The 26756-nt window shown below is 63.1% G+C and carries 25 protein-coding genes; 12 read left to right on the top strand and 13 right to left on the bottom strand.

Going from position 1 to position 26756, the window contains the following annotated elements; genetic code table 11:
- Positions 1-38 precede the first annotated feature (38 nt).
- Both murI and rpsD read left to right on the top strand, forming a co-directional pair.
- Positions 39-917 (top strand): glutamate racemase, encoded by an 879-nt coding sequence (gene murI / locus ACYQR9_RS10520; RefSeq protein WP_461229532.1) that lies wholly within the window; start codon positions 39-41, stop codon positions 915-917.
- Positions 918-1121: 204 nt separating this feature from the next.
- On the top strand, positions 1122-1739 hold the full coding sequence (gene rpsD / locus ACYQR9_RS10525; RefSeq protein ID WP_056430930.1) for a 30S ribosomal protein S4: 618 nt from the start codon (positions 1122-1124) through the stop codon (positions 1737-1739).
- A gap of 250 nt (positions 1740-1989) precedes the next feature.
- On the opposite strand, the gene gltA is transcribed toward rpsD, so the two are convergent.
- Both gltA and gltX read right to left on the bottom strand, forming a co-directional pair.
- Positions 1990-3279 carry a citrate synthase gene (gene gltA, locus ACYQR9_RS10530; protein WP_056430927.1) on the bottom strand — a complete coding sequence of 430 codons (1290 nt, stop codon included), beginning with the start codon at positions 3277-3279 and terminating at the stop codon, positions 1990-1992.
- Positions 3280-3508: 229 nt separating this feature from the next.
- Complete coding sequence (gene gltX, locus ACYQR9_RS10535; protein ID WP_461229533.1) at positions 3509-4936, bottom strand: glutamate--tRNA ligase; 1428 nt, start codon at positions 4934-4936, stop codon at positions 3509-3511.
- A 178-nt stretch (positions 4937-5114) separates the two neighbouring features.
- On the opposite strand from gltX, the gene ACYQR9_RS10540 reads away from it, so the two are divergent.
- Complete coding sequence (locus ACYQR9_RS10540; protein WP_461229534.1) at positions 5115-7385, top strand: ComEC/Rec2 family competence protein; 2271 nt, start codon at positions 5115-5117, stop codon at positions 7383-7385.
- On the opposite strand, the gene lexA is transcribed toward ACYQR9_RS10540, so the two are convergent.
- Positions 7379-8116, bottom strand: coding sequence for a transcriptional repressor LexA (gene lexA / locus ACYQR9_RS10545; RefSeq protein WP_311275128.1), 738 nt, complete (start codon positions 8114-8116; stop codon positions 7379-7381). The two genes, ACYQR9_RS10540 and lexA, sit on opposite strands and share 7 nt — an antisense overlap.
- Positions 8117-8482: 366 nt before the next feature.
- Positions 8483-9175, bottom strand: a complete 693-nt coding sequence (locus ACYQR9_RS10550; protein WP_056430919.1) for a GntR family transcriptional regulator — start codon at positions 9173-9175, stop codon at positions 8483-8485.
- Between the two features lie 787 nt (positions 9176-9962).
- On the opposite strand from ACYQR9_RS10550, the gene oxc reads away from it, so the two are divergent.
- Complete coding sequence (oxc, locus tag ACYQR9_RS10555; RefSeq protein ID WP_461229535.1) at positions 9963-11702, top strand: oxalyl-CoA decarboxylase; 1740 nt, start codon at positions 9963-9965, stop codon at positions 11700-11702.
- Positions 11703-11793: 91 nt separating this feature from the next.
- A complete protein-coding gene (frc, locus tag ACYQR9_RS10560) occupies positions 11794-13068 on the top strand; it encodes a formyl-CoA transferase (protein WP_461229536.1) in 1275 nt (424 codons plus the stop codon).
- A gap of 134 nt (positions 13069-13202) precedes the next feature.
- Here the strand turns inward: frc (ACYQR9_RS10560) and ACYQR9_RS10565 are convergent, their stop codons facing one another.
- The 4 genes from ACYQR9_RS10565 to ACYQR9_RS10580 all read right to left on the bottom strand — a co-directional run bounded on the left by ACYQR9_RS10565 (position 13203) and on the right by ACYQR9_RS10580 (position 16471).
- Positions 13203-13364 (bottom strand): hypothetical protein, encoded by a 162-nt coding sequence (locus tag ACYQR9_RS10565; protein ID WP_461224999.1) that lies wholly within the window; start codon positions 13362-13364, stop codon positions 13203-13205.
- A 248-nt stretch (positions 13365-13612) separates the two neighbouring features.
- A complete protein-coding gene (locus ACYQR9_RS10570) occupies positions 13613-15433 on the bottom strand; it encodes a DEAD/DEAH box helicase family protein (RefSeq protein WP_461229537.1) in 1821 nt (606 codons plus the stop codon).
- 64 nt (positions 15434-15497) lie between these two features.
- The gene (locus tag ACYQR9_RS10575; RefSeq protein ID WP_246748011.1) at positions 15498-15638 is read right to left on the bottom strand and encodes a hypothetical protein; all 141 of its coding nucleotides are present in this window, start codon (positions 15636-15638) and stop codon (positions 15498-15500) included.
- Positions 15639-16108: 470 nt separating this feature from the next.
- Entirely contained in the window at positions 16109-16471 is a 363-nt protein-coding gene (locus tag ACYQR9_RS10580) for a CBS domain-containing protein (protein WP_461229538.1), read from the bottom strand.
- Between the two features lie 632 nt (positions 16472-17103).
- Here ACYQR9_RS10580 and oxlT point away from each other — a divergent pair.
- The 3 genes from oxlT (at position 17104) to ACYQR9_RS10595 (ending at position 19460) form a co-directional block, all read left to right on the top strand.
- Positions 17104-18420 (top strand): oxalate/formate MFS antiporter, encoded by a 1317-nt coding sequence (oxlT, locus tag ACYQR9_RS10585; protein ID WP_461229539.1) that lies wholly within the window; start codon positions 17104-17106, stop codon positions 18418-18420.
- 107 nt (positions 18421-18527) lie between these two features.
- Positions 18528-18845, top strand: coding sequence for a hypothetical protein (locus tag ACYQR9_RS10590; protein ID WP_207412359.1), 318 nt, complete (start codon positions 18528-18530; stop codon positions 18843-18845).
- 114 nt (positions 18846-18959) lie between these two features.
- Complete coding sequence (locus ACYQR9_RS10595; protein WP_207412360.1) at positions 18960-19460, top strand: DUF2867 domain-containing protein; 501 nt, start codon at positions 18960-18962, stop codon at positions 19458-19460.
- Positions 19461-19619: 159 nt separating this feature from the next.
- Here ACYQR9_RS10595 and frc (ACYQR9_RS10600) read toward each other — a convergent pair whose 3' ends face one another.
- Both frc (ACYQR9_RS10600) and ACYQR9_RS10605 read right to left on the bottom strand, forming a co-directional pair.
- Positions 19620-20870, bottom strand: a complete 1251-nt coding sequence (gene frc / locus ACYQR9_RS10600) for a formyl-CoA transferase (RefSeq protein ID WP_056427099.1) — start codon at positions 20868-20870, stop codon at positions 19620-19622.
- Positions 20871-20995: 125 nt separating this feature from the next.
- A complete protein-coding gene (locus tag ACYQR9_RS10605; RefSeq protein WP_056426967.1) occupies positions 20996-21439 on the bottom strand; it encodes a PAS domain-containing protein in 444 nt (147 codons plus the stop codon).
- Between the two features lie 419 nt (positions 21440-21858).
- Here ACYQR9_RS10605 and ACYQR9_RS10610 point away from each other — a divergent pair, with 419 nt between their 5' ends.
- The 4 genes from ACYQR9_RS10610 to ACYQR9_RS10625 all read left to right on the top strand — a co-directional run bounded on the left by ACYQR9_RS10610 (position 21859) and on the right by ACYQR9_RS10625 (position 24167).
- On the top strand, positions 21859-22302 hold the full coding sequence (locus ACYQR9_RS10610) for an OsmC family protein (RefSeq protein ID WP_207412362.1): 444 nt from the start codon (positions 21859-21861) through the stop codon (positions 22300-22302).
- Positions 22303-22325: 23 nt separating this feature from the next.
- Entirely contained in the window at positions 22326-22694 is a 369-nt protein-coding gene (locus ACYQR9_RS10615) for a YybH family protein (RefSeq protein WP_056426973.1), read from the top strand.
- A gap of 83 nt (positions 22695-22777) precedes the next feature.
- The gene (locus ACYQR9_RS10620; protein ID WP_461229774.1) at positions 22778-23455 is read left to right on the top strand and encodes an alpha/beta hydrolase; all 678 of its coding nucleotides are present in this window, start codon (positions 22778-22780) and stop codon (positions 23453-23455) included.
- Positions 23456-23525: 70 nt separating this feature from the next.
- On the top strand, positions 23526-24167 hold the full coding sequence (locus tag ACYQR9_RS10625) for an FUSC family protein (RefSeq protein WP_461229540.1): 642 nt from the start codon (positions 23526-23528) through the stop codon (positions 24165-24167).
- 15 nt (positions 24168-24182) lie between these two features.
- Here the strand turns inward: ACYQR9_RS10625 and ACYQR9_RS10630 are convergent, their stop codons facing one another.
- The 3 genes from ACYQR9_RS10630 to trpC are packed head-to-tail and all read right to left on the bottom strand — an operon-like array spanning position 24183 to position 26748.
- The gene (locus ACYQR9_RS10630; RefSeq protein ID WP_207412366.1) at positions 24183-25412 is read right to left on the bottom strand and encodes a molybdopterin-binding protein; all 1230 of its coding nucleotides are present in this window, start codon (positions 25410-25412) and stop codon (positions 24183-24185) included.
- On the bottom strand, positions 25409-25894 hold the full coding sequence (moaC, locus tag ACYQR9_RS10635) for a cyclic pyranopterin monophosphate synthase MoaC (RefSeq protein ID WP_056426982.1): 486 nt from the start codon (positions 25892-25894) through the stop codon (positions 25409-25411). The genes ACYQR9_RS10630 and moaC overlap by 4 nt, the downstream gene beginning before the upstream one ends.
- A complete protein-coding gene (trpC, locus tag ACYQR9_RS10640; protein ID WP_461229541.1) occupies positions 25891-26748 on the bottom strand; it encodes an indole-3-glycerol phosphate synthase TrpC in 858 nt (285 codons plus the stop codon). The genes moaC and trpC overlap by 4 nt, the downstream gene beginning before the upstream one ends.
- Between the last annotated feature and the right edge of the window lie 8 nt (positions 26749-26756).

The raw sequence follows: 26756 nt of genomic DNA on the forward strand, positions 1-26756 counted from the left end.
ACTCTGCCATCCACGCACTGTGTCCAGGCAAGGCTCGTATGCGGATCGATCTGATGGCGGGAGCGATGACAGCGGCCCTGGTTGCCGAAAGCCGGCCGACCCCGACGATCCTCGTCTTCGATTCGGGGCTCGGCGGCCTGACGGTTCTCGAACAGGTCCGGCGGGCCCGCCCCGACGCGCGTTACGTCTATGCGGCGGACGATGCGGCTTTTCCCTATGGCCGCCTCTCGGAGACCATCCTCGTCGCCCGCGTCACGACGGTGATGGAGCGACTGATCGCGCGCCACGCGCCCGACCTCATCGTCATCGCGTGCAACACCGCATCGACCCTCGTGCTTCCCGCTCTTCGGGCAGGTTTCTCCACCCCCTTCGTGGGCGTCGTGCCACCGATCAAGCCAGCGGCGGAAGCGACGCGTTCACGCAGGATCACTCTTCTGGCGACGCCGGGGACGGTTGCGCGGCCCTACACCCACGACCTGATCGAGACCTATGCGGGCGATTGCGTGGTCACGCTCGTCGGATCGCCGAATCTAGCGGCCTATGCCGAGGCCGAACTTGCGGGTCATCCTGTCGACGACGCGCTGCTCGCCGCCGAAATCGCACCCTGCTTCGTCGAGGGAGAGGATGGTCGGCGCACGGATGTGGTCTGCCTCGCCTGCACCCATTATCCGCTGCTGCTCGCGCGGTTCCAGCGCCTTGCCCCATGGGAAGTGAGCTGGATCGACCCGGCGCCGGCCATCGCCCGCCGGGTGACACAGCTTCTCGGTCCATCCCGTCGTAAGCCCCTGGACGACATCCCCCCGGGACTCACGGCCTTCACCAGCGGTGTGGGCATCACGGCCTCCCTCCGTCGCTCTCTCGACGCAAGAGGTGTCGGCGACGTCGCCGTGGAGATGATGCCGCTCGCCTTGCAATAGATGTGTTGCCGCCTCGGCATTGACCCTCGGGCATCTCTCGCTTATGCAGCGCAGAGTTACGGGGCTCCGAGAGGGGCCCCGCAGCTTTTTCAAGCGCACCCGTGAGCGGCAATGTCCGCTCTGTCGTTCCGCTTCGGCCCCGGGCCGCTTCGGAAAGAGGAGGGCGCGTTCCTCGACCAATCTCACTCGCTGAGAGGAACCGCGATGTCAAAACGTATTCAGGCGAAGCACAAGCTCGATCGCCGTATGGGCCAGAACATCTGGGGCCGCCCGAAGAGCCCCGTCAATCGCCGCGAATACGGCCCCGGCCAGCATGGCCAGCGCCGCAAGGGCAAGATGTCCGACTTCGGCACGCAGCTTCGCGCCAAGCAGAAGCTCAAGGGCTACTACGCCAACATCACCGAGAAGCAGTTCCGGCGTTACTACGCCGAGGCGATCCGCCTGCGCGGCGATTCGAGCGAGAACCTGATCGGCCTGCTGGAGCGTCGTCTCGACGCGGTCGTGTACCGCGCCAAGTTCGTGCCGACCCCGTTCGCTGCCCGTCAGTTCGTGAACCACGGCCACGTCAAGGTGAATGGCCGTCGCGTGAACATCGCCAGCTTCCTCGTGAAGCCGGGTGACGTGATCGAGGTGAAGGATTCCTCGAAGCAGCTCGAGATCGTCGTCGTGGCTTCGCAGCTCGCCGAGCGTGACGTGCCGGACTACATCGAGGTGGATCACTCCAAGATGACGGCTCGCGTCACCCGCGTGCCGAGCCTCACCGAGGTTCCCTACCCGGTCCAGATGGAACCGAACCTCGTGATCGAGTTCTATTCGCGCTGATCCCACCGGATCATCGCCGAGACGAAAAAAGGCCGCCCAAGAGGGCGGCCTTTTTGTTTGCCCGATCGATCGAAGATCGATCAGGCTTCGCTCTTCGGACGGCTCACGACGCGGGTAGGGGCACAAAAAAGGTGGGGTAGCCTGTCGGCCACCCCACCTTCATTCATTTCTTTATCCATAAGATCATGACCCTCCGTGACGTTCGCTTCGAAAGCGAGGTCGAATACGGCGGACAGCCTGAACGAAAGTATCAGCCGCGCTGGCCGATGGGCACGTATTCGCGCTTGTCCGGTCCGATATAAAGCTGGCGCGGACGGCCGATCTTCTGCGAGGGGTCCTCGATCATTTCGGCCCACTGAGCGATCCACCCGGTGGTGCGAGCCAGGGCGAAGAGCACCGTGAACATCGAGGTCGGGAATCCCATCGCCTTGAGGGTGATGCCGGAATAGAAATCGATGTTCGGGTAGAGCTTCTTCTCGATGAAGTACTCGTCCTTCAGGGCGATCTGCTCGAGCTGCACGGCGACTTCGAGCAGCGGATCGTCCTTGATGCCGAGTTGGCTGAGCACCTCATGCGTGGTCTTCTGCATGATGCGGGCGCGCGGATCGTAGTTCTTGTAGACGCGGTGACCGAAGCCCATGAGCCGGAACGGGTCGTTCTTGTCCTTGGCCTTGGCGACGTATTTCGCGACGTTGTCGGGCGTTCCGATCTCTTCCAGCATCTTGAGCGCTGCTTCGTTGGCGCCGCCATGCGCGGGGCCCCACAGGCAAGCGATGCCGGCGGCGATACAGGCGAAGGGGTTGGCGCCCGAGGAACCGGCCAGACGAACGGTGGAGGTCGAGGCGTTCTGCTCGTGATCGGCGTGGAGGATGAAGATCCGGTCCAGCGCGCGCGCATAGATCGGGTTGACGACGAACTCTTCGCACGGCACCGCGAAGCACATCCGCAGGAAGTTCGAGGTATAATCGAGGTCGTTCTTCGGATAGACGAACGGCTGACCGATGGAATACTTGTAGGCCATCGCTGCGAGCGTCGGCATCTTAGCGATCATGCGCAAGCTGGCGATCATCCGCTGCTTGTCGTCCGAGATGTCGGTCGAGTCGTGATAGAAGGCCGAGAGCGCGCCAACGCAGGCCACCATGATCGCCATCGGGTGGGCGTCGCGGCGGAACCCCTGGAAGAAGCGGTTCATCTGGTCATGCACCATGGTGTGGCGCGTGACCCGGTAGTCGAAATCCGCCTTCTGGGCGGGCGTCGGCAATTCGCCGAACAGCATCAGGTAGCACGTCTCGAGGAAGTCGCCCTGTTCGGCGATCTGCTCGATCGGGTAGCCGCGATAGAGGAGCACGCCGGCATCGCCGTCGATATAGGTGATCTTCGATTCGCAGGACGCGGTGGAAGTAAATCCCGGATCGAAGGTGAACATGCCGGTTTTGGCGTGAAGCTTGCCGATGTCGATGACGTCAGGTCCGATCGTACCCGTCTTGATCGGAAGCTCGACTTGGTTGTCGCCCACGGAGATCGTGCTGGAGGCGCTCATGGAGACGTGGACCCTTTCTTGGCAGAAGGCAGACCTTGGCAGAGGGGAGCGCCGGTCCGCATGGCGACACCCACCACTTCGGCCCGGAGCGCACGGGCAGACCTATGCTGCAAGTGCTCACACATCTATCGGGTTAGCGGATCGGCCCACCGCCTTCAACCGATCCCCCTCTCCACGCTATCCCTGAAGCGAAAACCGGGCCGATCTGTCACCGGTTCGATGCATGCGATCAGGCGGACGCCCCCTGATCGGCCAAGCGGCCCAGACATTCATCCCGTCCGAGTACGGCCATTACGTCGAAAACCGGGGGTGAGGTCGCGCGCCCGGTCAGCGCGGCCCGCAGGGGCTGCGCGATCAGGCCGAGTTTGAGTGCGTTCTCCTCCGCGAACCGGCGCACGGCCCCTTCCGTGGAGGCCGCGTTCCATTCCGGAAGGTCGCCGAGAGCCGGCAGGATCGCGGCGAGGCGCTGGCGGGCCTCTTCGCTCAGCAGTGTCTTCGCTTTGTCATCGAGATTGAGCGGCCGGGAGGCGGTGAGGTAATAGGCGCTGTCGAGAAGCTCGACCAGAGTCTTGGCGCGCTCCTTCAGGCCGGGCATCGCCGCCCGCAGCTTGTCACGGAGCTCGGGGGATAGGGTCGTGGGTAATCCGCGGTCGGCGGCGAGGGCCGGCAGGATCGTCTCGATCGCATCGATCAGTACGGCATCCTCCGCGCCGCGGATGTAGAGCCCATTGAGGTTCTCGAGCTTGGCGAAGTCGAAACGGGCAGCGGAGCGTCCGATCGACTTGAGATCGAAGGCAGCGATCATCTCCTCCGTCGAGAACACCTCCTGGTCGCCATGGCTCCAGCCGAGGCGGACGAGGTAGTTGCGCAAGGCGGCGGGCAGGTAGCCGAGGTCGCGATAAGCATCGACCCCGAGCGCGCCGTGGCGCTTCGAGAGCTTGGCGCCGTCAGCACCGTGGATGAGCGGGATATGGGCCATGATGGGTGCGGACCAACCGAGCGCATCATAGATCTGGCCCTGCCGTGCGGCGTTCGTGAGGTGGTCGTCGCCACGGATCACATGGGTGACGCCCATGTCGTGATCGTCGACGACGACCGCGAGCATGTAGGTCGGATTGCCGTCGGAACGGAGGAGGACGAGGTCGTCGAGATCCTTGTTGGCCCAGGTTACGCGGCCCTGAACCTGATCCTCCACCACCGTCTCGCCCTCGGATGGGGCGCGCAGGCGGATGACCGGCTTCACGCCCGCCGGTGCCTCCGAAGGATCGCGGTCGCGCCAACGCCCGTCATAGCGCATGGGACGTCCCTCGGCCCGCGCGGCTTCGCGCATGGCGGTAAGTTCGTCCGGCGTCGCGTAGCAATGATAGGCGTTGCCCGAAGCGAGCAGGCTTTCCGCTATCTCGCGGTGCCGCGCGGCGCGGGCGAACTGGTAGACGACGTCCCCATCCCAATCGAGCCCGAGCCAGCGGAGCCCGTCGAGAATCGCATCGATGGCGCCCTGGGTCGAGCGCTCCCGATCGGTATCCTCGATGCGCAGCAGCATTCTGCCGCCGAAATGACGGGCATAAAGCCAGTTGAAGAGCGCCGTGCGCGCTCCCCCGATATGCAGGTACCCCGTAGGGGAGGGGGCAAAGCGCGTAACGACGGGTGACGACATCGGGCGGTTAAACTTGTGCGTGAAGTGAGAGGGCGGATCGACCGGCCCGGATCGGCGCATGTAGCATGCGTTTTCGATGACGTTAAGAAAGCGTGGCGCCGAGTCGCGAAACGGGGACGATTTCGCGCGGGCGGCATCTCTCGCGCTTCGTGAGCCGTGAGGAGAGACGCAGCCGGAGATGGCGCAGGCCAGTGCGCGAGCCACGGGTGCGACGGGTGCCGCCTTGGCCTCGTCACGCTCACCCGCGATCCTGATCGGCGCGATTAGACGCTGGATCGTCGACGGGCTGGTTCAGGAATCCGAACAGAGGCGCCTGTTTCCCTGGCTTGCCGTCACGTTCGGTTTTGGCATCCTCGTCTGTTTCACCGCCACGGATGGTCAGCCGGCGCTGGCAGCACCCCTCCTCGTCGCGTCCGCACTCTCTGCCCTCGCACTTCGCCTCGGTTCGAGGCCCGTGGCCTTGGCATTGGTTCTCGGACTTGCCGCAGCCTTCCTGGGCTTCGCAGCCGCCACCTTGCGGATGCAGGTCGTAGCGGCACCCGTCCTGGCCCGGACGACGATTGCCCCGCTCACCGGATTGGTGGAAGCCCTCGACGAACGGGAAGTCGGCGCCCGCCTGATCGTTCTCGTGGAAAGTTTCGGCAACCTCCCGCCGGATCGCCGGCCCACGCGGGTCCGCGTTTCCTACAAGAAGGCCCTTGCGCTGAAGCCCGGCGATTTCATTTCGGCGACGGCACGGCTCCTGCCGCCGCCCGACGCGGCCCGCCCCGGCGGATATGATTTCGCCCGGGATGCCTATTTTCGCGGGATCGGTGCCGTCGGTTCCCTGGTAGGCAAGATCGACGTCAAGCCTCCGCCCAGGCCTTTGCCGCGCTCCGTAGCGCTGGCAGCCGCCGTAGACGACGCCCGCAACGCGCTGACCCGGCGCATCACCGACGCCAATGGCGGGCAGGCCGGCGCGGTGGCCGCCGCCCTCGTAACGGGCAAGCGCGGCCTCATCAATGCCGAGACCAACGAGGTTCTGCGTGCGGCGGGAATCTACCACGTCGTCTCGATTTCCGGCCTCCACATGGTGCTCGCAGCTGGCGTCGTGTTCTGGCTCGTCCGCGCGCTGCTCGCCCTCGTTCCGGGGCTCGCCCTGGTTTGGCCGATCAAGAAGATCGCCGCCGGTTTCGCCATGGTGGGTGTCACGGCCTATTGCGTCTTCTCGGGCTGGGATATCGCTGCCGAACGCTCGCTCATCATGACGTTGGTGATGCTCGGCGCGATCCTGGTAGATCGCCCGGCTTTGAGCATGCGAAACCTCGCGCTCGCTGCCCTCATCGCCCTCGCGCGAGAGCCGGACGGGATTCTCGGCCCGAGCTTTCAGATGTCCTTCGGCGCGGTAGCCGGCCTCATCGCTTGCGCCGGTGCGCTCAATCGCTGGATGCCGCCACGCGAAGGTGCGGGCCTCTTGGCCCGAACCTGGCGGTTTCTGGCTGTCGCGATCCTTGGCACGCTGGCGACGACCTTGATCGCCCAGATCGCCACGGCGCCCTTCGCAACCTATCACTTCCAGACCGTCCAGCCCTTCGGCATCGTCGGCAATGCCCTGACCTTGCCCCTCGTCTCCCTGGCGGTGATGCCGGCGGCGGTTCTTGGGATCCTCGCCTATCCCTTCGCACTGGACCAGCCGGTCTGGTGGGCGATGGGGCTCGCCGTACGCGGGATGCTCACGATCTCCGGCTGGATCAGCGGGTTCGGACACGCCACCCTCGTCGTCCCGGCCTATGGCAGCACGGCACTCTGCCTGCTTGCTCTCGCCCTGCTCCTGCTGGCACTTCCCGTCTCGAGCTTACGCTGGATCGGCCTTGCTCCGGCCGCTCTCGGTGTCGTGCTCGCTACCATGCCGCCGCGTTACGACGTCTACATCGACCGTGAGGGTGGCGGTGCAGCCTTCCGCGACGGGGACGGCCGATTGAGCATTCTCGGCAGCCCGCCGGCCTTCGTCCTCGAACAATGGCTCAAGGCGGATGGCGATTCGCGGAAGGTCGCCGCCGTCGCAGCCTCGCCGAGAAGCCGATGCGATACCGTCGGATGCGTCGTCGAGTTAGGGCCGGGTCGGATCGTCGCCCTCGTCAAGGACAAGCGGGCCTTCGCGGAGGATTGCGAACGGGCGAGTGTGATCATCGCCCGCCGGGACGCTCCCAAAGACTGCAGGGCCGGCTTCGTCATCGATCGCGCATACCTGGCTCTACGCGGCGCCACCGCCATCCGTTACGGCCCCGAAGGACCGCAGGTCACGTCCGCCCACCAACCTCATTCTCGTCCGCCATGGCGGCGGGCGGTCGCCGTCGTCACGCCGTCCCCTTCGCCTCCGAAGGAATCGGGACCAAGTCCGAAACCCATAGAACCCGAGGGCGACGACGGCGATCCGTCATCCGAAACGCAGTCGGACGGGCTTCAGTAACGACGGACCAGGCTGACGAGTCGCCCCTGGATCTGAACACGATCCGGACCCAGAACCCTCGTCTCGTAGGCTGGGTTTGCCGCTTCCAGAGCGATGGAGGAACCGCGGCGACGCAGGCGCTTCAATGTGGCCTCTTCATCGTCGATGAGGGCAACGATGATGTCGCCGGTATTCGCAGTGTCCTGCTTCTTGATCACGACAAGATCACCGTCGAGGATACCCGCTTCGATCATCGAATCGCCACGGACCTCCAGAGCGTAATGTTCGCCGCCGGCCAGGAAGTCCGGTGATAGCGTCACGGAATGGCTCTGGTTCTGTATGGCGGAGATCGGCGTGCCGGCCGCGATCCGTCCCATGACCGGGATCGTGATCGACCTGCCGCTCTCGTCCTGGGCCTGGGTCGTTGGCTGGCGCAGGGACGGCATCGCCTTGGACCGACCGCCTTCGACGACGCTCGGCGTGAAGCGGCGAACTTCACCGGCGGGAGCGGGCTTCGACGCCGGTGCACCGGTCAGGCTCTCAGGCATCCGGATCACTTCGATCGCCCTGGCGCGATTCGGCAAACGACGCAGAAATCCGCGCTCTTCGAGGGCCGTGATCAACCGGTGGATCCCCGACTTCGATTTGAGATCGAGGGCGTCCTTCATCTCGTCGAAGGAGGGCGGGACGCCACTCTCCTGCATCCGTTGTTGGATGAATTGGAGAAGATCCAGCTGCTTACGCGTCAACATACAGATCACTCTTCCACTGAAGCCAATGGCCGCGACTAACGCCGCTGAAACAAAACACGAACACGGTAAACGTTCCGCAAGTGTTCTGCAAGGGTTCCGTTAACCCGGTGGTAGAGTTTGTTCCTGACGCGCAATGTTCCGCTCAAGGCGCCTTACCGCGGGCCGGCTTGGCGTCCGCCGGTATCACCCGCCGGGCCCTTCAATCATCCGAAGGGGCTTCGTGCCGCGGGGGCTTACCCCGCCCCTTTATGGCGGGCCTTCGCGGTGTCCGGCGGAGCCGCGCGCCCAGTCCCCGCCGATGACTTTGTCGGTCACCGACGGCCGGGGAGCCATGCGATGTGGCGGGTACTCTGGCGGCAGCGTCGATCAGTCGAGATAGTCACCATATTTCTCGACATGGCTGGCTAGGCCGAGGCCGTGCTCGCGCACGAGGCGTTCCGCCAGATCTGCATCCCGCGCTTCCAATGCCTTGATGATCGCCACGTGTTCCTTGATCGAATTGGCCGCGCGTTCCCCCTGACGCAGCGCGGTGTTGCGAATACCGCGGACATGCATCAGCAGGTTGCTGGTGATGTCTTTGATCACGTCGCACTGGCCGAGCGAAATGATCTTCTGGTGGAAGCGAATGTTGGCTTCCGAATACTCGTCGAGATGATCCGACGGGCGCCCTTCATAGAATTCTGGAAAGTGCTCACGCAGGCAGTGAAGTTGTTCGTCGGTGGCCCGCTCGCAGGCGAGGCGCGCAGCCATGCTCTCCAAGGCAGACCAAGCCTGGATCATGCTGACAATTTCTTTCTTCGACTTCTTGATGACGAAGACACCGCGACGGGCCTCGAACCGCACGAAGCCTTCCTGCTCCAATACCGTCAGCGCTTCGCGCACAGGGGTGCGGCTCACGCCAAGGTTCAAGGACAGCTTTCGCTCATCCAGGCGAACCTCTTCACGCTGATTATAAATGTTCATGTTCGTGATTGCTTCTTTGAGCGCGTCATAAGCCAATGCACGCAAGCTTGAAGTCGCAACGATAGGCTTTACTTGAAATGTGTCGGTTTTAACCATTTTTCATGCCACCTAGAATAATTTAAACTCGCACACGCGGGCGAGCACACTTGGTGTGAAGCATGCCAAACTCGCGTTTGAAATACAAGGAATGCCTCGGCCCGCTCAAAGCTCTTAACATAAGCTGAGTGGCGCTTTCCTCGCTACGGGTCGAAGAGCAGACTTCCGATTACCATGAAGGAAGGAGTTGTATTCTTCCCGTGTCGACCGGCCATGCGAAGCCTCGCGTTCGAGCGATCCGATGCTGATCGGCACAATCGTGCAAATCCGTTTGACAGTTGGTATTTGGTATGCCACCAATTGCCTATCGGGTCGGAGGGCTTACAGCAGTTCTTGACCGTTAGATCGGGTCAAAGCGTCTTTTCAGTTCGAGGCAAGCGCGGGATCGCCAGCCGGCGAACGCCGCTCGACTGGCGGTAGGCATTATAAAACATGGTGATTTGGTTGTGTCCACCATCGACCCCATCAAGTCACCGCAAAGATTAAGCTGCGCGGAATACCCAAAGAGATCATAAATTTTTGGATTCCCGTTGAAGAAAATCCACGCCCCGTCGAGGGAGAATGAAACGTCACGCTGGCCGACTTCACTGCAACGCCAACTCCAAAGTCACTGCCAGGACGACGATCTAACGTCGAGGAATCCCGCGGTCTCCGAAGCCGCATCCCAATCGGGTTTGCGCCGCACGAGAGAACCAAATCCCGCGGCGGAAAAGTTCACGTCATCGGTTCGCCGACTTTGCGGACCGCCAATCAAAATAAAACGTCAAAGAACCAGGGAGAGAACACGATGTCAGCTTTGGCCCAGAGAATCGATGTCGACGTTTCGGCCGAGCCGGAACTCACCGATGGCTTCCACCTCGTCATCGACGCGCTGAAGCTCAATGACATCAACACGATCTACGGCGTGCCCGGCATTCCAATCACCGATCTCGGTCGCCTCGCCCAGGCCGCAGGAATGCGGGTCATCTCCTTTCGCCATGAGCAGCATGCTGGCAACGCCGCCGCCATCGCGGGCTTCCTGACGAAGAAGCCCGGCATCTGCCTTACGGTTTCCGCGCCGGGCTTCCTCAACGGCCTCACGGCCCTGGCCAACGCCACGACTAACTGCTTCCCGATGATCCTTATTTCCGGCTCGTCGGAGCGTGAGATCGTCGATCTCCAGCAGGGCGATTACGAAGAGATGGACCAGCTCGCCATCGCCAAGCCCCTGTGCAAGGCCGCCTTCCGCGTTCTTCACGCCGCCGACATCGGCATTGCCGTCGCACGGGCCATCCGGGCCGCCGTTTCGGGCCGCCCCGGCGGCGTCTATCTCGATCTACCTGCCAAGCTTTTCTCTCAGGTGATGGAGGCCGATGCCGGCGCCAAGTCGCTGGTCAAGGTCATCGATGCGGCCCCGGCCCAGCTGCCGGCCCCCTCTGCGATCAAGCGCGCACTCGATGTCCTGAAGAGCGCCAAACGCCCCCTCATCGTGCTCGGCAAGGGCGCGGCCTATGCGCAGGCCGACGACGAGGTTCGGGCTCTCGTGGAAACCAGCGGCATCCCCTACGTGCCCATGAGCATGGCCAAGGGCCTCCTGCCCGACACCCATCCGCAATCGGCGGGTGCTGCCCGTTCGCTCGTCCTCAAGGAGGCCGATGTCGTCCTGCTGGTGGGCGCGCGCCTCAACTGGCTGCTCTCCCACGGCAAGGGCAAGACCTGGGGCGCCCCCGGCTCGAAGAAGTTCATCCAGATCGACATCGAACCGAAGGAAATGGATTCGAACGTCGAGATCGTGGCGCCCGTCGTCGGCGATATCGGCTCCTGTGTCACCGCGCTTCTCGACGGGATGAAGGGCGATTGGCAGGCCCCGCCATCATCCTGGACCGATGCCATCTCTGCCAAGAAGGAAGAGAACCTCGCCAAGATGGCGTCGAAGCTCCGCAAGAATTCGACGCCGATGGATTTCCACGGCGCACTCGGCGCGCTGAAGACCATCATCGCCGAACGTCCGGACGCCATCCTCGTCAACGAGGGGGCCAATACCCTCGATCTCGCCCGTGGCATCATCGACATGTATCAGCCGCGCAAGCGCCTCGATGTCGGTACCTGGGGCATCATGGGCATCGGCATGGGCTTCGCCATCGCCGCCGCTGTCGAGACCGGTAAGCCCGTCCTCGCGGTGGAGGGCGACAGCGCCTTCGGCTTCTCGGGCATGGAGGTGGAAACGATCTGCCGCTACAACCTGCCGGTCTGTATCGTCGTGTTCAACAATAACGGCATCTACCGCGGCACCGATACGGATCCGACCGGCCGCGATCCAGGAACGACCGTCTTCGTCCGGGATTCCCGTTACGACAAGATGATGGAAGCCTTCGGCGGTGTTGGCGTCAACGCGACGACGCCGGACGAGCTCTCTCAGGCCGTCAACGCCGCGATGGATTCGGGCCGCCCGACCCTCATCAACGCGGTGATCGACCCGGAGGCCGGCACCGAAAGCGGCAATATCGGCAGCCTCAACCCGCAGAGCGCAGTGAAAAAGAAGAAGTAGGCCGTCGGTCCGTCCGGCCGCTCCCGCGTCAGCGACGCCGGGGCGGCCGGTGCCCATATCCGCCGAACGCCCTTCAACGCGGAAGAGTCCTATGAATGCCCTCGAAGGCGTGAAGATCCTCGACTTCACTCATGTCCAGTCCGGCCCGACCTGTACCCAGCTCCTGGCTTGGTTCGGCGCGGACGTGATCAAGGTCGAGCGTCCAGGCGTCGGCGATGCCACACGCCAACAGCTCCAAGACATTCCCGATGTGGACAGCCTCTATTTCACGATGCTGAACCACAATAAGCGTTCCATCACGCTCGACACCAAGAACCCCAAGGGGATCGAGGTGATGTGGCGGTTGGTGAAGCAGTGTGACGTTCTCGTGGAGAATTTCGCTCCCGGCGCGCTTGCCCGGATGGGACTGACCTGGGAGGCGATTCATGAAGCCAACCCGCGCATGATCCTCGCTTCGGTGAAGGGCTTCGGGCCGGGCGCCTATGAGAATTGCAAAGTCTACGAGAACGTCGCCCAATGCGTAGGAGGTGCGGCCTCCACCACTGGGTTTCGTACCGATATCCCGATGGTGTCAGGGGCCCAGATCGGTGATTCCGGCACCGGCCTCCATCTCGCCCTCGGCATCGTCACCGCCCTCTACCAACGGACGCATTCCGGCGTCGGCCAGAAGGTCGATTGCGCCATGCAGGACGGCGTTCTCAACCTCTGCCGGGTCAAGCTGCGCGACCAGCAGCGGCTGGAGCGCGGACCGCTCAAGGAATACAGCCAGTACGGGGAGGGGATCGGTTTTGGCGATTCGGTGCCGCGTGCGGGCAACGATTCCGGCGGTGGCCAGCCCGGTCGCATCCTGAAGTGCAAGGGCTGGGAGACCGATCCCAACGCCTACATCTACTTCATCGCGCAAGGCGCGGTCTGGGAGCCGATCTGCGATGTCATCGGCGAGCCGACATGGAAGACGCATCCCGATTACGCGACGCCGAAAGCGCGGCTGCCGCATCTGAATGAGATTTTCACCCGGGTCGAAGCCTGGACGATGTCGAAGACCAAGTTCGAGGCGATGGAAACGCTCAACGCGCTTCACGTTCCCTGCGGTCCAATCCTTTCGATGAAGGAGATCGCCGAGGACGAATCGCTGAGGAAATCCGGCACGGTGGTCGAAGTCGACCATCCGGAGCGCGGCAAGTACTTGACCGTGGGAAACCCGATCCGGCTTTCGGCGAGCCAGGTCGAGGTCAAGCGCTCGCCCCTGTTGGGCGAGCATACGGACGAGATCCTGCGAGATGTCCTCGGTTATTCCGAGAGCGACCGCCTCAAGATCTCGGAATCAGGGGCGATCGGCGCCATCCAGAGGATTGCAGCCGAATGATCTGTCCCTGAACGAAGCGCGGGCCGCCTGTCTTAACATCTCGGCTTGCGCGCATGACGTGAAGCTCCTCCTGACTCAGCGCGGTGTCGGCCGGATAGGCTCGATGCCGCGCTCTTTCAGGCGAAGACGATCCGTCAGGCGATACCGGTGAAGCGACCTGCCGAGCCTGGAACGTAATCGCGGTTTTCGACGCGGCTCTTGTCTGCGTGTGCCGAGAGAAGATCGGCGGCCTTCACTACGAGAAGGACCTGAAGCGCGATCATGACGATCACGGCGGCGAAGAGAGTGGCGAACATGGCGGGCTCCCGGAGGGCGTTGCATCACCCTGATGCCATGCTGCACCGCAAACTGATATACCACATTCCTTCGACCACTCATGTCGCTGGCGCATATCGGAGCGTGTCAGGGCCTCGGGCAGACGCTGAGTTCATTCCGCCAACCCGTTCGGGTGGACCTGGCCCAACGGACTTTATATTCACCGCATTGCTTGGGCCTTGGCCGCATCCATCGCACGCGTTGCATACGCGTTCAGGACCATAAGAGCCTAGAATGCGTCACCCCAGCGGCCCAATGTCTGAGCCTCTTCACGACGAAGGATCTCGCCGGGTTCGGGCATGGGAAGTGAAACTTCCGATACGCCTATCGCTCCGAGAGTCGCCTTCAATTCCGCGTTCTCGACCGCCCGCTCCGCGATATCCGCGGCGAGATGGGTCAGGCGCCCCTGGTGAAGCTTGGCATAGACGTGTCCCGTCCCGAAATCCGCGAAACAGATCGTGGTCATCCGGCGGATACAATCGCGCAGAAAGCTCATGTTGTCCGAAGGCGCCATTGAACCGGCAGCGGCATAGACCTCCTGCGCGGACCGCGCGGAGATATCGATTTTGCGGTACCGATCGATGTCGAAGAGAAATTTCAGGTCGAGGATATTCATCGTGCCGTTGATGCCGAAGGCAACGGTTCGGGGACGTTCACCTTCCGGTACGCTATTGTCCAGAAATTCGAAATGGACCCGCTTGTCTGACCTGAGTGCCCAGGTGAAAAAGAGCCGTGGCATGCCGGTATAGGCTTCGACGTTGTGTGCGAGCAGATCTTCGACAGCTTTGTAACGGCCGAATTGTTCGCCGCGTTTCCACGCCCGCTCGACGGTTGCCTCCGGCGGCGTGATCATGAACTGCATGTAGACGCAATGGCCGAAGCGGGTCAGGAGTTGGCTGCCATCCTCTGCTCCGGGATCGACGGTGAAACTGTCGAACCGGAACCGGTCGATCAGAAGATGTGAGATGCGCCCCTCCGCAGCCTTCACCGCCATGTGACGGTCGAGCTTGCGATCGATGATCTCGACCTCGCGTCCTGTCAGCGTACCGGCATAGCGGCGGGCCGCACCGAGGCTGTCGTAATCGAGCAGGAATTTGCGCCAGACGTCGGGTGTGATGACAGCAAAATCCGACTCGTCGAGGCCGACTTGCCCGGCGAGCGCACGCTGATAAGGCCGGATCGTGCTTTTGCCGGAAGCTGATGCACCTTTGACGTTCATCACCACCGGCTGCGTCTGGGCTCTCAATGAGCGGTAGCCTTCCCGTGCGACGACCTCGCGGAACCATGGTTCAATGAGCTGGCCGATCCGGCTGCTACCATACTGGTTCGAGACCAGGATGCAGACGAGACGGTGGAGAAGCGCGGTGTCGCGGATCAAGAAGCCGCGACGCCGGATGATGCTTGTCACCACCTGTCGCAGGGCGACGCAAACCGCCATTTCGAGGGAGTCCGATGGCGTGGCGCAACGCGCGTACCACGCGTCGAGATGGTGGAGGGCCCATTGCTCTGGCGTACCGTGCTCCCTTTGCCGCCTGGCCGGTTCGGGAGAGCCAAGGATCAGCTGCCAGAGGGAGGGTTGTCCGCGGGCCGGTTCTCCGACAACCTTCGGGGTGAACAACTCGGACAGTTCGCGTTGGAGCACGAGCGCGGCGTCGCTCCGGATCTGAATGAGCAGGTCAGCGATCTCATTCGCGTGAGACGCAATCCCGGTGTCCAGGATCGTGCTGACGATGGCCCGAAAGTTGACGCCGAGATCGCCATAAGTGCGCCCGACCGGTACCGACAGATCGGCCATGACGCGGACAAGCACTTCGTGCACCACGAGACGCTGAGCACGGAAGAGCACGAGCTGCGTCAGTGGCAGACCACTCACGTCACTCATCTCGCGGGCATCGTCGAGGCTGGTTTCTACGTTGTCCGGTCTGAAGAGCGTCTCGAGGGACAGAAACGCCCGGGGCAACGTCGATTCCAACCCCGGATTCCAGGGGCCGAACTCCGGGCGCGGAGGCAAATCAGCTGGGCCGGTAGCCGGGGGCACCATGATGGACATGGCCGGCCCCTCCAAGAGTCAGTGAATTCCAGGGCGGCCATGCATCGCGGCGACCTCGAACGCCTCAGGCGACCGCTTCCTCATCGATGGCCTCGAGCCGCAACTGATAGCGGTCACCCCAGAGTGCCTCGGCCTTCTCGTACCATTCCGCGTTGAAGTAGAGCTTGGCGCAGAACTCGCTCTGCCAGATGCAGACAGCGATCACCCTTGAATCGATGACTTTGACATGGCGGCTGATCAGTCCACGCGTAATCCCGGCCGAGGGACACATGTCCATGCTGGTCATCCCGTTGGGGGATTCGCCGCTGAAGATGACCGGGCATTCAAGAATGGCCAAGTAACGCATTGCTGCTAACCCTGTTGGCCACGAGATGCGAGCGGTCGGCGTTTCACCGACGATCGCTGCCCCGTAGCGTCTCCTTGCCTCGATCCCCGGCTTGAATCGAACCTTTCGAGAAGGCCGAAACACTAGGGTATCGTGTCGAAATTTTGAATGCAAAAACGATGGAGGTCAATGATCAGAAGCGGGTTATCTTATCCTGCACCTGCGGTGAGAGTGCGTCGCAGCGCAACAACGAAGGATCGAGATCGATTGCGCATCATTTAATCTCTCGGCAACCTCTGGACGACCTGACGTTACATTCGATTGTAACACCCCGAATGCCTGGTCGAGCATCACGAGTGAGCCGAGGTACTCCTATCAGACATGGCATCGACGCAGCTCCAAATGCTCTGGATCGACGTCAGGACGAGACCATCGGTCACTGCGATATGGTCGGTCTGATAAGCGCAGAACAGTTTAAGCCGGTCGGCATTTGACGTGCTGACGTCGACAGACGCGAAATCTTCCTTCGCCCACATCCAGACAAGGCTGTCGAGCACTTCGAGGCCACGCGATGCCATGGCACGGAAGATCTCGCGCTCGGTAATAATGCCGACGATGGCACCGTCCGTGAGAGGGGCGCCGTCGATGACGACGAGAGCGTCGACCCCGGGATTATGCAACATGTTCAATGCATCGCGAACCGAGCGATCCATTCGGATATAGTTTAGGCGACTTGCACCAGTGCCCGTCTGCTGCCTCGCCGGCATGACGTCGCCCCTTCCGGATCGCTTCTTGAGCTCAGACTCTGGTATGCAAAATACCGATTGTCAATGAATGAAAGAGCACTATGGTGCCGGACCAGGGCGAGGCGGGTAGGCTATGTACGTCCTCGTCGGCTTGGCTCGGTCGCTGCGTGGCCGGTATGGCATTGCCTGTTCCTGAAGGCATGCGCAAAGCCATCGCGTACAGATTTCAGATTTCTCAGCAAAAATCCGGTGGTTGAGGGGTGTACCCCTCGTTTCCACGGCAAATTTGCGCCTATGCAACAATATGCACTTAGGGGCATGGCAGACCCGTATTTGCGTCCGCGAGATGTTGTTTTCGCATAGCTCAAACAGATTCTTCATCGCCTGTACGAGATCTTGAGTTTAATCCCTGTTTGCTGCATTGCGGCGACGATTTTTCTGCAACTCGGTCTTGACGGACTCATACGTACGAGAGAGGCTGGTATTCCACATACCAGAATGCTGACGACGCCAAGGGTCGGCATTCGCCAAGACCGAAAGCCGGGCAGCCGGCTCCTACGCCTCGAGTGAAGCAAAACAGAACAACGCGGAGGACGACAATGACGAGGGCGGAAACAACGAGTGGGCGAGTATCCGATGGATACCGCTGGGGTCAGCTGGTGATCGGCGTGATCTGCATGGTGATGATCGCCAACCTGCAATACGGCTGGACGTTCTTCGTCCCCGACATCCAGAAGAAGTTCGGCTTCGACCGGGCGGCGATCCAGTGGGCCTTCACCCTGTTCGTGCTGTTCGAGACCTGGCTGGTCCCGATCGAGGGCTGGTTCGTGGACAAGTACGGCCCGCGCGTGGTCGTGCTGTTCGGCGGCGCGCTCTGCGGCATCGGCTGGGTCATCAACTCCTACGCCGCCTCGCTCAACATGTTCTATCTCGGCCAGGTCGTCGCCGGCATCGGCGCCGGCGCCGTCTACGGTACCTGCGTCGGCTCGGCCCTGAAGTGGTTCCCCGACAAGCGGGGGCTGGCCGCCGGCATCATCGCCGCCGGCTTCGGCGCCGGCTCGGCGCTGACCGTCGCCCCGATCCAGTGGATGATCGCCGACCACGGTTTCCAGGCCGCCTTCTTCAACTTCGGCATCGGCCAGGGCCTCGTCGTCTGCGCGCTCGCCTTCTTCTTCACCTCGCCCAAGAAGGGCCAGGTGCCGGAGGTCGTGGCCAACGCCAACATCATCCAGACCCGGCGCAACTACACCCCCGGCGAAGTCGCCCGCCAGCCGATCTTCTGGCTCATGTACTTCATGTTCGTCATCGTCGGCGCCGGCGGCCTGATGATCACCGCCAACCTCAAGCCCATCGCCTCCGATATCGGCGTCGACAAGGTGCCGGTCACCATCATGGGCATCACCATGGTGGCCATCACCTTCGCGGCCACCATCGATCGCGTGCTCAACGGCCTGACCCGCCCGTTCTTCGGATGGGTCTCCGACAAGATCGGCCGCGAGAACACCATGTTCATCGCCTTCGCCATGGAAGGCTTCGGCATCTACATGCTCTACCTCTGGGGCCACGACCCGCTGTGGTTCGTCCTGCTCTCCGGCTTCGTGTTCTTCGCCTGGGGCGAGATCTACTCCCTCTTCCCCTCCACCTGCACCGACACGTTCGGCACCAAGTTCGCCGCCACCAATGCCGGCCTGCTCTACACCGCCAAAGGCACCGCCGCCCTCCTGGTCCCGGTCGCCAACTACCTCCAGCAGGCCACCACCAGCTGGGACGGCGTCTTCCTCGTCGCCGCAGGCGCCAACATCCTCGCATCCCTCCTCGCCATCGCCGTGCTGAAGCCCTGGCGCAAGCGGGTGGTGGCCCAGGCGCTGGCCGTCTCCGACGAGACCAAGCCTGCCCCCCGCGTGGTCGCTGCCTGAACTCAGGCTGAGCCACCGACCACGAACAGAGTGCGGGGGCCGGACGCCAAGTCCTGGCCCCCGCACCCGTTTCATCGCCCCGTGATCGCCCTCGCAGGAGATGTCCGATGCCGCCGACCTGGCGCCCGATGCACACGGCCCCGCAGATCGTGGAGCGGATCTGGCTCAACCACCTGACCCTCGGTCCGATCCTGGCCGAGGGTCGCCCCGGTCGCTGGTACGCCCCAAGTGCGGCACGCCAAGTCTGGCGTTGGTATCGCCCCGCTGGGCAGGACAATCTGGAACCTTTCGCCGGCTGGCTCCCCTACGGGGCACTCGCGATGGAGGGGAAAGACGCAGCCTCGCTGGATGTCTCGCGTAACGGCCTCCCGGTTACGCATCCCATCGGAGGGCAACAGGACCGCACCACGTCCTTAGGGGGATAAACGCACGGCTACCGGGCCCGGTTTGGCCCAGGCCGCGCTCGTTCACCCATCGCGCCGCCGATTATCCGCGTCGGTCATGCTAGGGCCGACCCACCAATGAGATGGGGAAAGTCCTTGGCCGTCGATCTGCCGGTTCAGCTTCTGCGCCCGAGCGATCAGCTCGTTTATGACGACTCGCGATCGGTCGTACTCTCCTCGGCGATGACTCCGATACAGGACTGGAATTTCATCACTTCAGAGCCACGACCGCTCATGTCGCTCGCCTTCCGCTTGAGAGATTCGATCGCGGCCCGTTTTGGCGTGAAGGCGATCGGCGGCTTTTCCGGTGAACGCCGGATCCAAGCGCACGCGGGTGAAACGTTGGACTTCTTCCTGGTGGAACACAGCGCCCCGGATATGCTGGTTCTCACCGTGCGGGACCGCCACCTCGACGTCATGATCTGTCTCGCGACCTCCGGTCGCCGTCTCAGGATCACCTCGTCGGTCGTCATCCACAATGCCTTTGATTGGGTCTGCATGGTGCCGGTCGCGCCGATCCATCGCTTGATCCTCACCGCCGACCTGCGGCGTTTGACGAACTCGTTCGGGCAGGAAGCCGTGCGTCCCGGTACGTAGGTCGTTCACTCGAACAGGGCCGGCGCTCGATCAACGATGCCGACGACGCAGCCGTCCTGCTGCGGCCTTGTCCCATCCCAAAAGAAAACGGCGCGCCTCGCGGCACGCCGTTTTCCTCAATCCACGGCCCGTCCGAGGACGGGCCGCTTTGCATCTCTCTTAAACGGCGCGTGCCTGATGCAGGCGCTCGATCTGCTGCTGGGTGTAACCGAGGTCGAGCAGCACTTCGTCGGTGTGCTCTCCGAGGAGCGGCGAAGATTTGATCTCGACCGGCATGTCCGAGAACTTGATCGGGCTTCCGACGGTGAGATACGAGCCGAGCTTCGGGTGCTGCACCTCGACGATGGTGCCGCTGGCGCGCAGCGACGGATCGACCGAGAGCTCTTTCATCGACAGGACCGGCGAACACGGGATGTCGAACTTGCGCAGGATGTCGACGGCCTCGAACTTGGTCTTGTCAGCGAGCCATTCCTCGATCGTGCCGAAGATGTCCATGATCTTGTCCTGGCGGGCACGGGCGGTGTTGTAGGCCGGATCGTCGATCCACTCTTCGCGGCCGATCGCCTTGCAGATTGGGGCCCAGGCATGGCCCTGGATCGTGAAGTAGATGTAGGCGTTCGGGTCGGTTTCCCAGCCCTTGCACTTCAGCACCCAGCCCGGCTGCCCGCCGCCGCCCGCATTACCGCCGCGCGGCACCACGTCGGTGAACTCGCCATGCGGATACTGGGGGTATTCCTCGAGGTAGCCAAGGGCGTCGAGGCGCTGCTGGTCGCGCAGCTTCACACGGCAGAGGTTCAGCACCGAATCCTGCATCGACACGGCGACCTTCTGGCCCTTGCCGGTCTTGTTCTTCTGATGGAGCGCCGTGAGGATGCCGATGGCGAGATGCATGCCGGTGTTCGAGTCACCGAGAGCGGCGGCGCTGACAGTGGGGGGGCCGTCCCAGAAGCCGGTGGTGGAGGCGGCGCCGCCGGCGCATTGGGCGACGTTCTCGTAGACCTTCAGGTCCTCGTAATGGTGGCCGTCCGAGAAGCCCTTCACCGAAGCCAGGATCATGCCCGGGTTGAGTTCTTGAATGCGGGCCCAAGAGAAGCCCATGCGGTCGAGGGCACCGGGACCGAAATTCTCGACCATCACGTCGGATTGCTTGATGAGGTTCTCGAGAACTTCCTTGCCCTCGGGGGTCTTGGTGTCGAGGGTCAGCGAACGCTTGTTCGAATTCAGCATGGTGAAGTAAAGGGCGTCGGCATCCTCCACGTGGCGCAGCTGCGTCCGTGTCACGTCTCCGGCACCGGGACGCTCGACCTTGATGACGTCGGCGCCGAACCAGGCGAGAAGCTGCGTGCAAGCAGGGCCAGCCTGGACGTGCGTGAAATCGATGATCTTGGTGCCTTCAAGCGGCTTGCTCATCTCGACGTTCTCCCTTTCGATCGTCATGCAACGATAATGGATCGGATAGTTCGAATGTCCGGTTCTGATCCGGAACTCGTGTTGGCCGGTATTCTGGCGAAACCTTTAGCTTTTCGCGCCTCCACTTAAACGGCAGCGCTTTCGAGTTCGCTCAGACGCTTGCGCATCTGACGTTCGTCGTTCCAGCGCCGGGTCTCATCGCGGATGATGGCGAGGATTCCGGTCACTGCGCCGTCAGAACCGTGAAGGAGTCCGACGGTGAAGGCGATCGAGAGTGATCGGCCGTCTTTGTGAAGCGCCGGCACGCGCAGCACCTCGGTGCCGTAGCGGGTGATGCCGGTCCGCATTGTCTTGGCGTAACCATCCCAGTGACGCTGGCGCTGGCGTTCCGGGGTGATCAGATCGAGGGATTGGCCGAGCGCCTCGGATGACGAGAACCCGAAGATCCTCTCCGCCGCCGCGTTCCACACGACGATCGCACCGTCCGGATCGGAGACGACGATGGCATCTCCGGCGGCTTCGATCAGTTGAGAGACGTCGATACCGGCGAAATTGGCTTGATCCGACATGGCTTGTTTCGCGTCTTCGAGTGAAACGTCGTCCATCGACTTAGGCAGCAGGTACGGCCGTCAAACGCGATGAGGGATTTCACTTGAGACGCGCGATGCTTCGTTCGCAGTCGTGGTCGCGATTTCGGCTTCCGTCTGGAATATATTGCGGTTGCGAATGCTGCATTGCATCATCGTGATCGCTTCCTCCATTTCGCGGAAAGGTCAAACCCCGTCCGTGAGATGTTCCGCGCACTTGCTTTTTCTGTGCGTCTACTGTTGGTATTTGGTATGCCAATGATGGCGGGCTGTCAACACGTGGGCAAGGAGGGGGATGAGATGGAACTCGCCTTCGCTTCTCGTTCGTTGCCTTGCCAGTCGTTGCTTTGCCGCTTCAGTGCGCATGCGGCGGCTAGGCGAGCCGAGAGGAGACGTCCCGGATGGGCAGTGACGGCAGCATCACGATCAGGCAGATCGAGGGCTATCGGTTCGAGATCGATTTTGGGGAAGCCTTCCCGAACCTCGCCGTTGACGAGGCGCCACCCTATGGCGGCGGGGAGGGGCCTTACCCCGAGCAGATCCTGGTCGCCAGCGTCACCAACTGTCTGTGCGCGAGCCTGGTCTTCGCCCTCGGCAAATTCAAACAGGACGCAACCGGGCTCGCAGCGCGATCGAGCTTTCGCGTGGAGCGCAACGCGGATGGTCGCCTGAGGATCAGCGGGATCGAAGTCGGCATCGCGCTGAGCGCTCCGGCGGAAACGATGCCACGGCTCGACAAGGTTCTCGAGCAGTTCGAGCGCTTCTGTACCGTCTCCGAGAGCGTCAAAGCGGGGATTCCGGTCACCGTAGCGGTGCGCGACTCGGCTGGAACGCTGCTGAAGTAGCCGTGTAACAAGAGGAAAACGCCATGGACCACGTGCTAGCAGAAACCCCGGAAGACCTTGCCCGCCTCTTCAACGAAAGGGCCAATGCCGGCGATGTGGAGGGGTTGGTTGCCCTCTACGAACCGGATGCCGTGCTGGCTGCCGGAAAGGTGGTCGCGACGGGACATCAGGAGATCCGGGCGTTCTACACCGACCTTCTAGCACGGCGCTCCGAGTTTCCGGCCGCGGAGACGCTGCCGAGCATTCGCAACGGGGGGATTGCGATGACCTTCGCGCGCCTACCGAACGGAACGATCTCGGTGGAGACGGCACGGAAGCAGGAGGCCGGCGGCTGGCTGTGGATCATCGATCAACTGAAGATCAAGCCTTTGAGCGAAGCCAAGCCGGATTGACGCGGCAGCTTAGGCAAGGGGCGCCGTCCGCAGAGAACGACCGACGCCCGCACCATGTCACCGAACGACGCGAGGCTCGCCGCATGATCGACCCTAAACTCGCAGGACGTCTCGCTTTTGCGCATCGTCTGCCGACGAGGGAGCCCATGCCTCCGGGCCGCCATCCGCTCGGTCTGTTCGATGAGCGCGACGCCATGCTGATCGTGCCGCCAGGGATCAATCCGCGACGGCCGACTCCCCTCGTCGTACTCTTTCATGGCGGCGGCGGGAGTGCGGAGAAGATCCTGCCCATGCTCGAAAAGCATGCGGAGGCGCGCGGATTTCTACTCCTCGCTCCACAATCCATATTTCCGACCTGGGATCTCGTCATCGGCGGTCACGGGCCGGACCGCGAACGGCTCGACCTCGCTTTGACCGAGGTAGCGTCACGCTTCATGCTCGATCCGCTGCACATCGTCTTCGCCGGCCATTCCGATGGCGGGAGCTACGCTCTCTCCTCCGGCCTCGCCAATGGCCATGTGGTCACCCACCTCATCATCTCTTCGGCCGGGTTCCTGTCGGTACATCTGCAGGCCGGGTCACCACGCATCTTCATCTCACATGGGACACGGGACGAGCAGATACCCATCGATCGCAGCGCACGGGTGCACACTTCGAAACTCAGGGACGTTGGTTACGATGTGACCTCTCTGGAGTATGACGGGCCACACGCCTACCAGCCTGAGGTTGTTACGCAGGCGGTGGAGTTCGTATTCGGCTGACCGAGCCGGCAAGGGTGAAACCTGAAGATCGCCGGCGGATCGAAGCAGGCTCGGCTCGCGTTCAAAAATCATGGATTCGAGCGACCGTGTCATCGTGGAGCAGCAACCGGGAAGCCCTGGGTGGCGCGCGCAGGCACACCCTCCAGGAACCGAAAAAGGAGGGCGCGACGAGGCCAGGATCAGCCGGCTCGGCGAACGTATCGCGCGCCTTCGCAAGGGCCTGCCGCTACGACGCCGCCTCATCGATGGTTTGGTGCACGGCCTTTTATCCGCTGGCGCGGCGATCATCGCTTATCTGCCGACCCAGGCGCTGAACCAGCGCGAGGGGTTCTGGTCGGCGATCACTGCCATCGCCGTACTCCAGACCGAGTTCCGCGCGACGCGGAAAGTCGGGCGGGACCAATTGCTCGGTGCGGCCACGGGGGGCCTCATCGGCCTCGGTATCTGGCTCGGCCTCGGGCAGCATCTGGCTGCCTATGCCCTCGCAGTCATCCTGTCGCTCACGGCCTGCTGGGTGCTGAACGTGGCGAGCGCGGCCCGGCTCGCCGGGATCACCGCGACCATCATCCTGCTCGTCCCCCATGACGGAACGGCGCAGCATATCTTCGGCTCGCGCGTCATGGAGGTGGGCTGGGGCGTCACCGTAGCGATCATCGTCGGCTGGCTCGCCACGCGGCTGGCTAGATCGACCCCTGACGTCACCGGAAAATGACGAAACTTGTCGTCGTCAGAGCAACGCTCGATCGAGGCGAATGATCCGGCATGGATCGCCGCGCTTCGCGGCCGGAGCGCCGGGTGGGCGAACCAGCAGCGCTTCGGATTGACCGAGGACCGAGAGCATCGAGGAATCCTGGCGCGTTTCGGCGTACGCCATCGGACGGCCGTCATCCGCGATTTCGATCCGCGCCCGCATGTAGTCCTGGCGGATATCGTTGGCCGGCATGTCCGCCCCGAGCAGGGCCGGCTCGCTGCGGTCGGCCCCGGCCTTGGGGTCGCCAAGTAGAGCCCGGATCGCCGGCACGACGAAGAGCAGGCCACAGACTACGGCGGAGACGGGATTGCCCGGTAAACCGATGACCATCATCGGACCGAGGCGCCCATGCATCAGTGGCTTTCCGGGGCGGAGGGCCACTCGCCAGAAACCAAGTTCCAGCCCCTCGCGATGCAGAGCCGCCTGGACGAGGTCATGATCACCCACGGAGGCGCCGCCCAGGGTCACGAGGAGGTCTGCTTTCGCGTCCCGCGCCCGGCCCAGTGCGGCTTCGAGGGAGGCGAGGCTGTCTCCGGCAATGCCGAGATCGATGGGTTCCGCGCCTGCCTCGCGGGCAAGGCTCGCCACCGCCAATCCATTCGAGGCGACGATCTGGTCCCAGCGGGCCGGTTCTCCCGGCGCCACGAGTTCGTCGCCGGTGGCGAGGATCGCGACCCTAGGCCTGCGGCGAACCTGGAGGGTGGCGTGACCACCCGCGGCCGCGAGGGCAAGCCGGCGCGCATCCAGGCACTCCCCCGCCCGCAGGAGCAGATCGCCCGACCGGAAATCGAGACCGGGAACGCGGATATGGCGCTTGGCGGCGACCGTCTCCTTCGCCGTGACCACATTGTCCGAGACGTCGGCATTCTCCTGAATGAGGATCGTGTCGGCCCCCGTGGGCACTGGAGCCCCCGTGAGGATCCGTACCGTCTCGCCGGGGCCGATCGTGCCCGAGAAGCCGTGGCCCGCAGCGCTCATGCCGATGAGCGTCAGTTTTGCCGGAACGGCGGCCACATCCTCGGAACGCACCGCATAGCCATCCATAGCGGAGGCGGGGAAGGGCGGCTGGGTCCGTAGGGCGGCCACATCCTCGGCCAGGGTCCGGCCGTAGGCGTCGGCTACCGGTACCGTCTCGGCTGCCACTGGCTCGGCGGCACTGGCGAGGATGCGCGCGAGCGCCTCCTCCACCGGAATGAGTTTGCTCACGAAGCGCCCTCGGCCCGGTACGAGCCCGACTTTCCGCCATCCTTGGAGACTAGGTGGATGCCTTCGATCCGCATGGCGCGATCGGCCGCCTTCACCATGTCGTAGATCGTGAGGCAGGCGACCGAGACGGCGGTGAGGGCCTCCATCTCGACCCCGGTCGGACCGATCACCTTGACCTCTGCGGTCACGCGAAGGCCGGGCAGGGAATCGTCCGGCTCGCATTCCACCCGGACCTTGGAGATCAGCAACGGATGGCACAGCGGGATGAGTTCATGCGTGCGTTTCGACGCCATGATGCCCGCGAGCCTCGCCGTGCCGATTACGTCGCCCTTCTTGGCATCGCCTTCGCGGATCAGCCGCAACGTTTCGGGCAGCATCACCACCACGCCTTCGGCGCGGGCGGTACGGGTGGTGGCGGCTTTGTCGGAGACGTCGACCATGTTGGCGGCGCCGGCCGCATCGAGATGCGTGAGGGTGCTCATTTGCCGGCCTTGCCGAAGAGCAGGCGTTTCGTCGCCTTGGTCACGTCCGCTTCGCGCATCAAGCTTTCCCCGACGAGGATCGTCCGAAGTCCACCCTTTTCGAGGCGCAGGACATCGTCATGCCCGGTGATGCCGCTCTCCGCGACAGCGATACGGTCCTCTGGCACGCCCTTGGCAACACGGATGGCCGTATCGAACGAAACCTCGAATGTCTTGAGATCGCGGTTGTTGATGCCGAGAAGCCGGGTGCCGAGCGGAATGGCGCGGGCGAGCTCCTCCTCGTCATGCACCTCGACAAGCACGTCCATGCCGAGATCGTGCGCGGTCTCGACGAGGGCGAGGGCCTCGTCATCGTCGAGGCACGCCATGATGGCCAGAACGCAATCAGCGCCCCAGGCGCGAGCCTCGAACACCTGGTATGGTTCGAACAGGAAATCCTTGCGCAGCACGGGCAGCGAACAGGCGTCCCGCGCCTCCGTGAGGTATTCCGGCTTACCCTGGAACGAGGGTGTATCGGTGAGCACCGACAGGCAGGTTGCACCGCCCGTCTCGTAGGCGGCGGCAAGCACGGCGGGATCGAAATCGGCGCGGATCAGGCCTTTTGACGGCGAGGCCTTCTTCACCTCGGCGATGAGCGCGGGGCGACCCTGCGCGATATGAGCAGCGATCGCATCGGCGAAGGGCCGGACCGGCGAGGCTTTCTCGATGCGCTTCTCGAGCTTCGCGAGCGGTACGCGCAGCTTGGTTTCGGCGATCTCGCGGCGCTTATAGGCCTCGATCCGCGCAAGCACGTCACGCCGGTCGGTGGTGGCCGGTGGTGCAACGACGTCCGCAATGGGTTTCGCCTCGCTCATCGGGGCCT

The sequence above is a fragment of the Methylobacterium sp. CM6241 genome, from assembly GCF_054817845.1.

Coding starts and splice junctions, on each gene's coding strand:
- ACYQR9_RS10615 (WP_056426973.1), top strand. CDS start 22,326: ATGGACCACGTGCTAGCAGAAACCCCGGAAGACCTTGCCCGCCTCTTC.
- frc (WP_056427099.1), bottom strand. CDS start 20,870: ATGAGCAAGCCGCTTGAAGGCACCAAGATCATCGATTTCACGCACGTC.
- ACYQR9_RS10590 (WP_207412359.1), top strand. CDS start 18,528: ATGCCGCCGACCTGGCGCCCGATGCACACGGCCCCGCAGATCGTGGAG.
- ACYQR9_RS10620 (WP_461229774.1), top strand. CDS start 22,778: ATGATCGACCCTAAACTCGCAGGACGTCTCGCTTTTGCGCATCGTCTG.
- ACYQR9_RS10565 (WP_461224999.1), bottom strand. CDS start 13,364: ATGTTCGCCACTCTCTTCGCCGCCGTGATCGTCATGATCGCGCTTCAG.
- ACYQR9_RS10540 (WP_461229534.1), top strand. CDS start 5,115: ATGGCGCAGGCCAGTGCGCGAGCCACGGGTGCGACGGGTGCCGCCTTG.
- ACYQR9_RS10550 (WP_056430919.1), bottom strand. CDS start 9,175: ATGGTTAAAACCGACACATTTCAAGTAAAGCCTATCGTTGCGACTTCA.
- lexA (WP_311275128.1), bottom strand. CDS start 8,116: ATGTTGACGCGTAAGCAGCTGGATCTTCTCCAATTCATCCAACAACGG.
- trpC (WP_461229541.1), bottom strand. CDS start 26,748: ATGAGCGAGGCGAAACCCATTGCGGACGTCGTTGCACCACCGGCCACC.
- ACYQR9_RS10580 (WP_461229538.1), bottom strand. CDS start 16,471: ATGGATCGCTCGGTTCGCGATGCATTGAACATGTTGCATAATCCCGGG.
- ACYQR9_RS10625 (WP_461229540.1), top strand. CDS start 23,526: ATGGATTCGAGCGACCGTGTCATCGTGGAGCAGCAACCGGGAAGCCCT.
- oxlT (WP_461229539.1), top strand. CDS start 17,104: ATGACGAGGGCGGAAACAACGAGTGGGCGAGTATCCGATGGATACCGC.
- ACYQR9_RS10570 (WP_461229537.1), bottom strand. CDS start 15,433: ATGTCCATCATGGTGCCCCCGGCTACCGGCCCAGCTGATTTGCCTCCG.
- murI (WP_461229532.1), top strand. CDS start 39: ATGCGGATCGATCTGATGGCGGGAGCGATGACAGCGGCCCTGGTTGCC.
- frc (WP_461229536.1), top strand. CDS start 11,794: ATGAATGCCCTCGAAGGCGTGAAGATCCTCGACTTCACTCATGTCCAG.
- gltA (WP_056430927.1), bottom strand. CDS start 3,279: ATGAGCGCCTCCAGCACGATCTCCGTGGGCGACAACCAAGTCGAGCTT.
- ACYQR9_RS10610 (WP_207412362.1), top strand. CDS start 21,859: ATGGGCAGTGACGGCAGCATCACGATCAGGCAGATCGAGGGCTATCGG.
- moaC (WP_056426982.1), bottom strand. CDS start 25,894: ATGAGCACCCTCACGCATCTCGATGCGGCCGGCGCCGCCAACATGGTC.
- ACYQR9_RS10605 (WP_056426967.1), bottom strand. CDS start 21,439: ATGTCGGATCAAGCCAATTTCGCCGGTATCGACGTCTCTCAACTGATC.
- gltX (WP_461229533.1), bottom strand. CDS start 4,936: ATGTCGTCACCCGTCGTTACGCGCTTTGCCCCCTCCCCTACGGGGTAC.
- rpsD (WP_056430930.1), top strand. CDS start 1,122: ATGTCAAAACGTATTCAGGCGAAGCACAAGCTCGATCGCCGTATGGGC.
- oxc (WP_461229535.1), top strand. CDS start 9,963: ATGTCAGCTTTGGCCCAGAGAATCGATGTCGACGTTTCGGCCGAGCCG.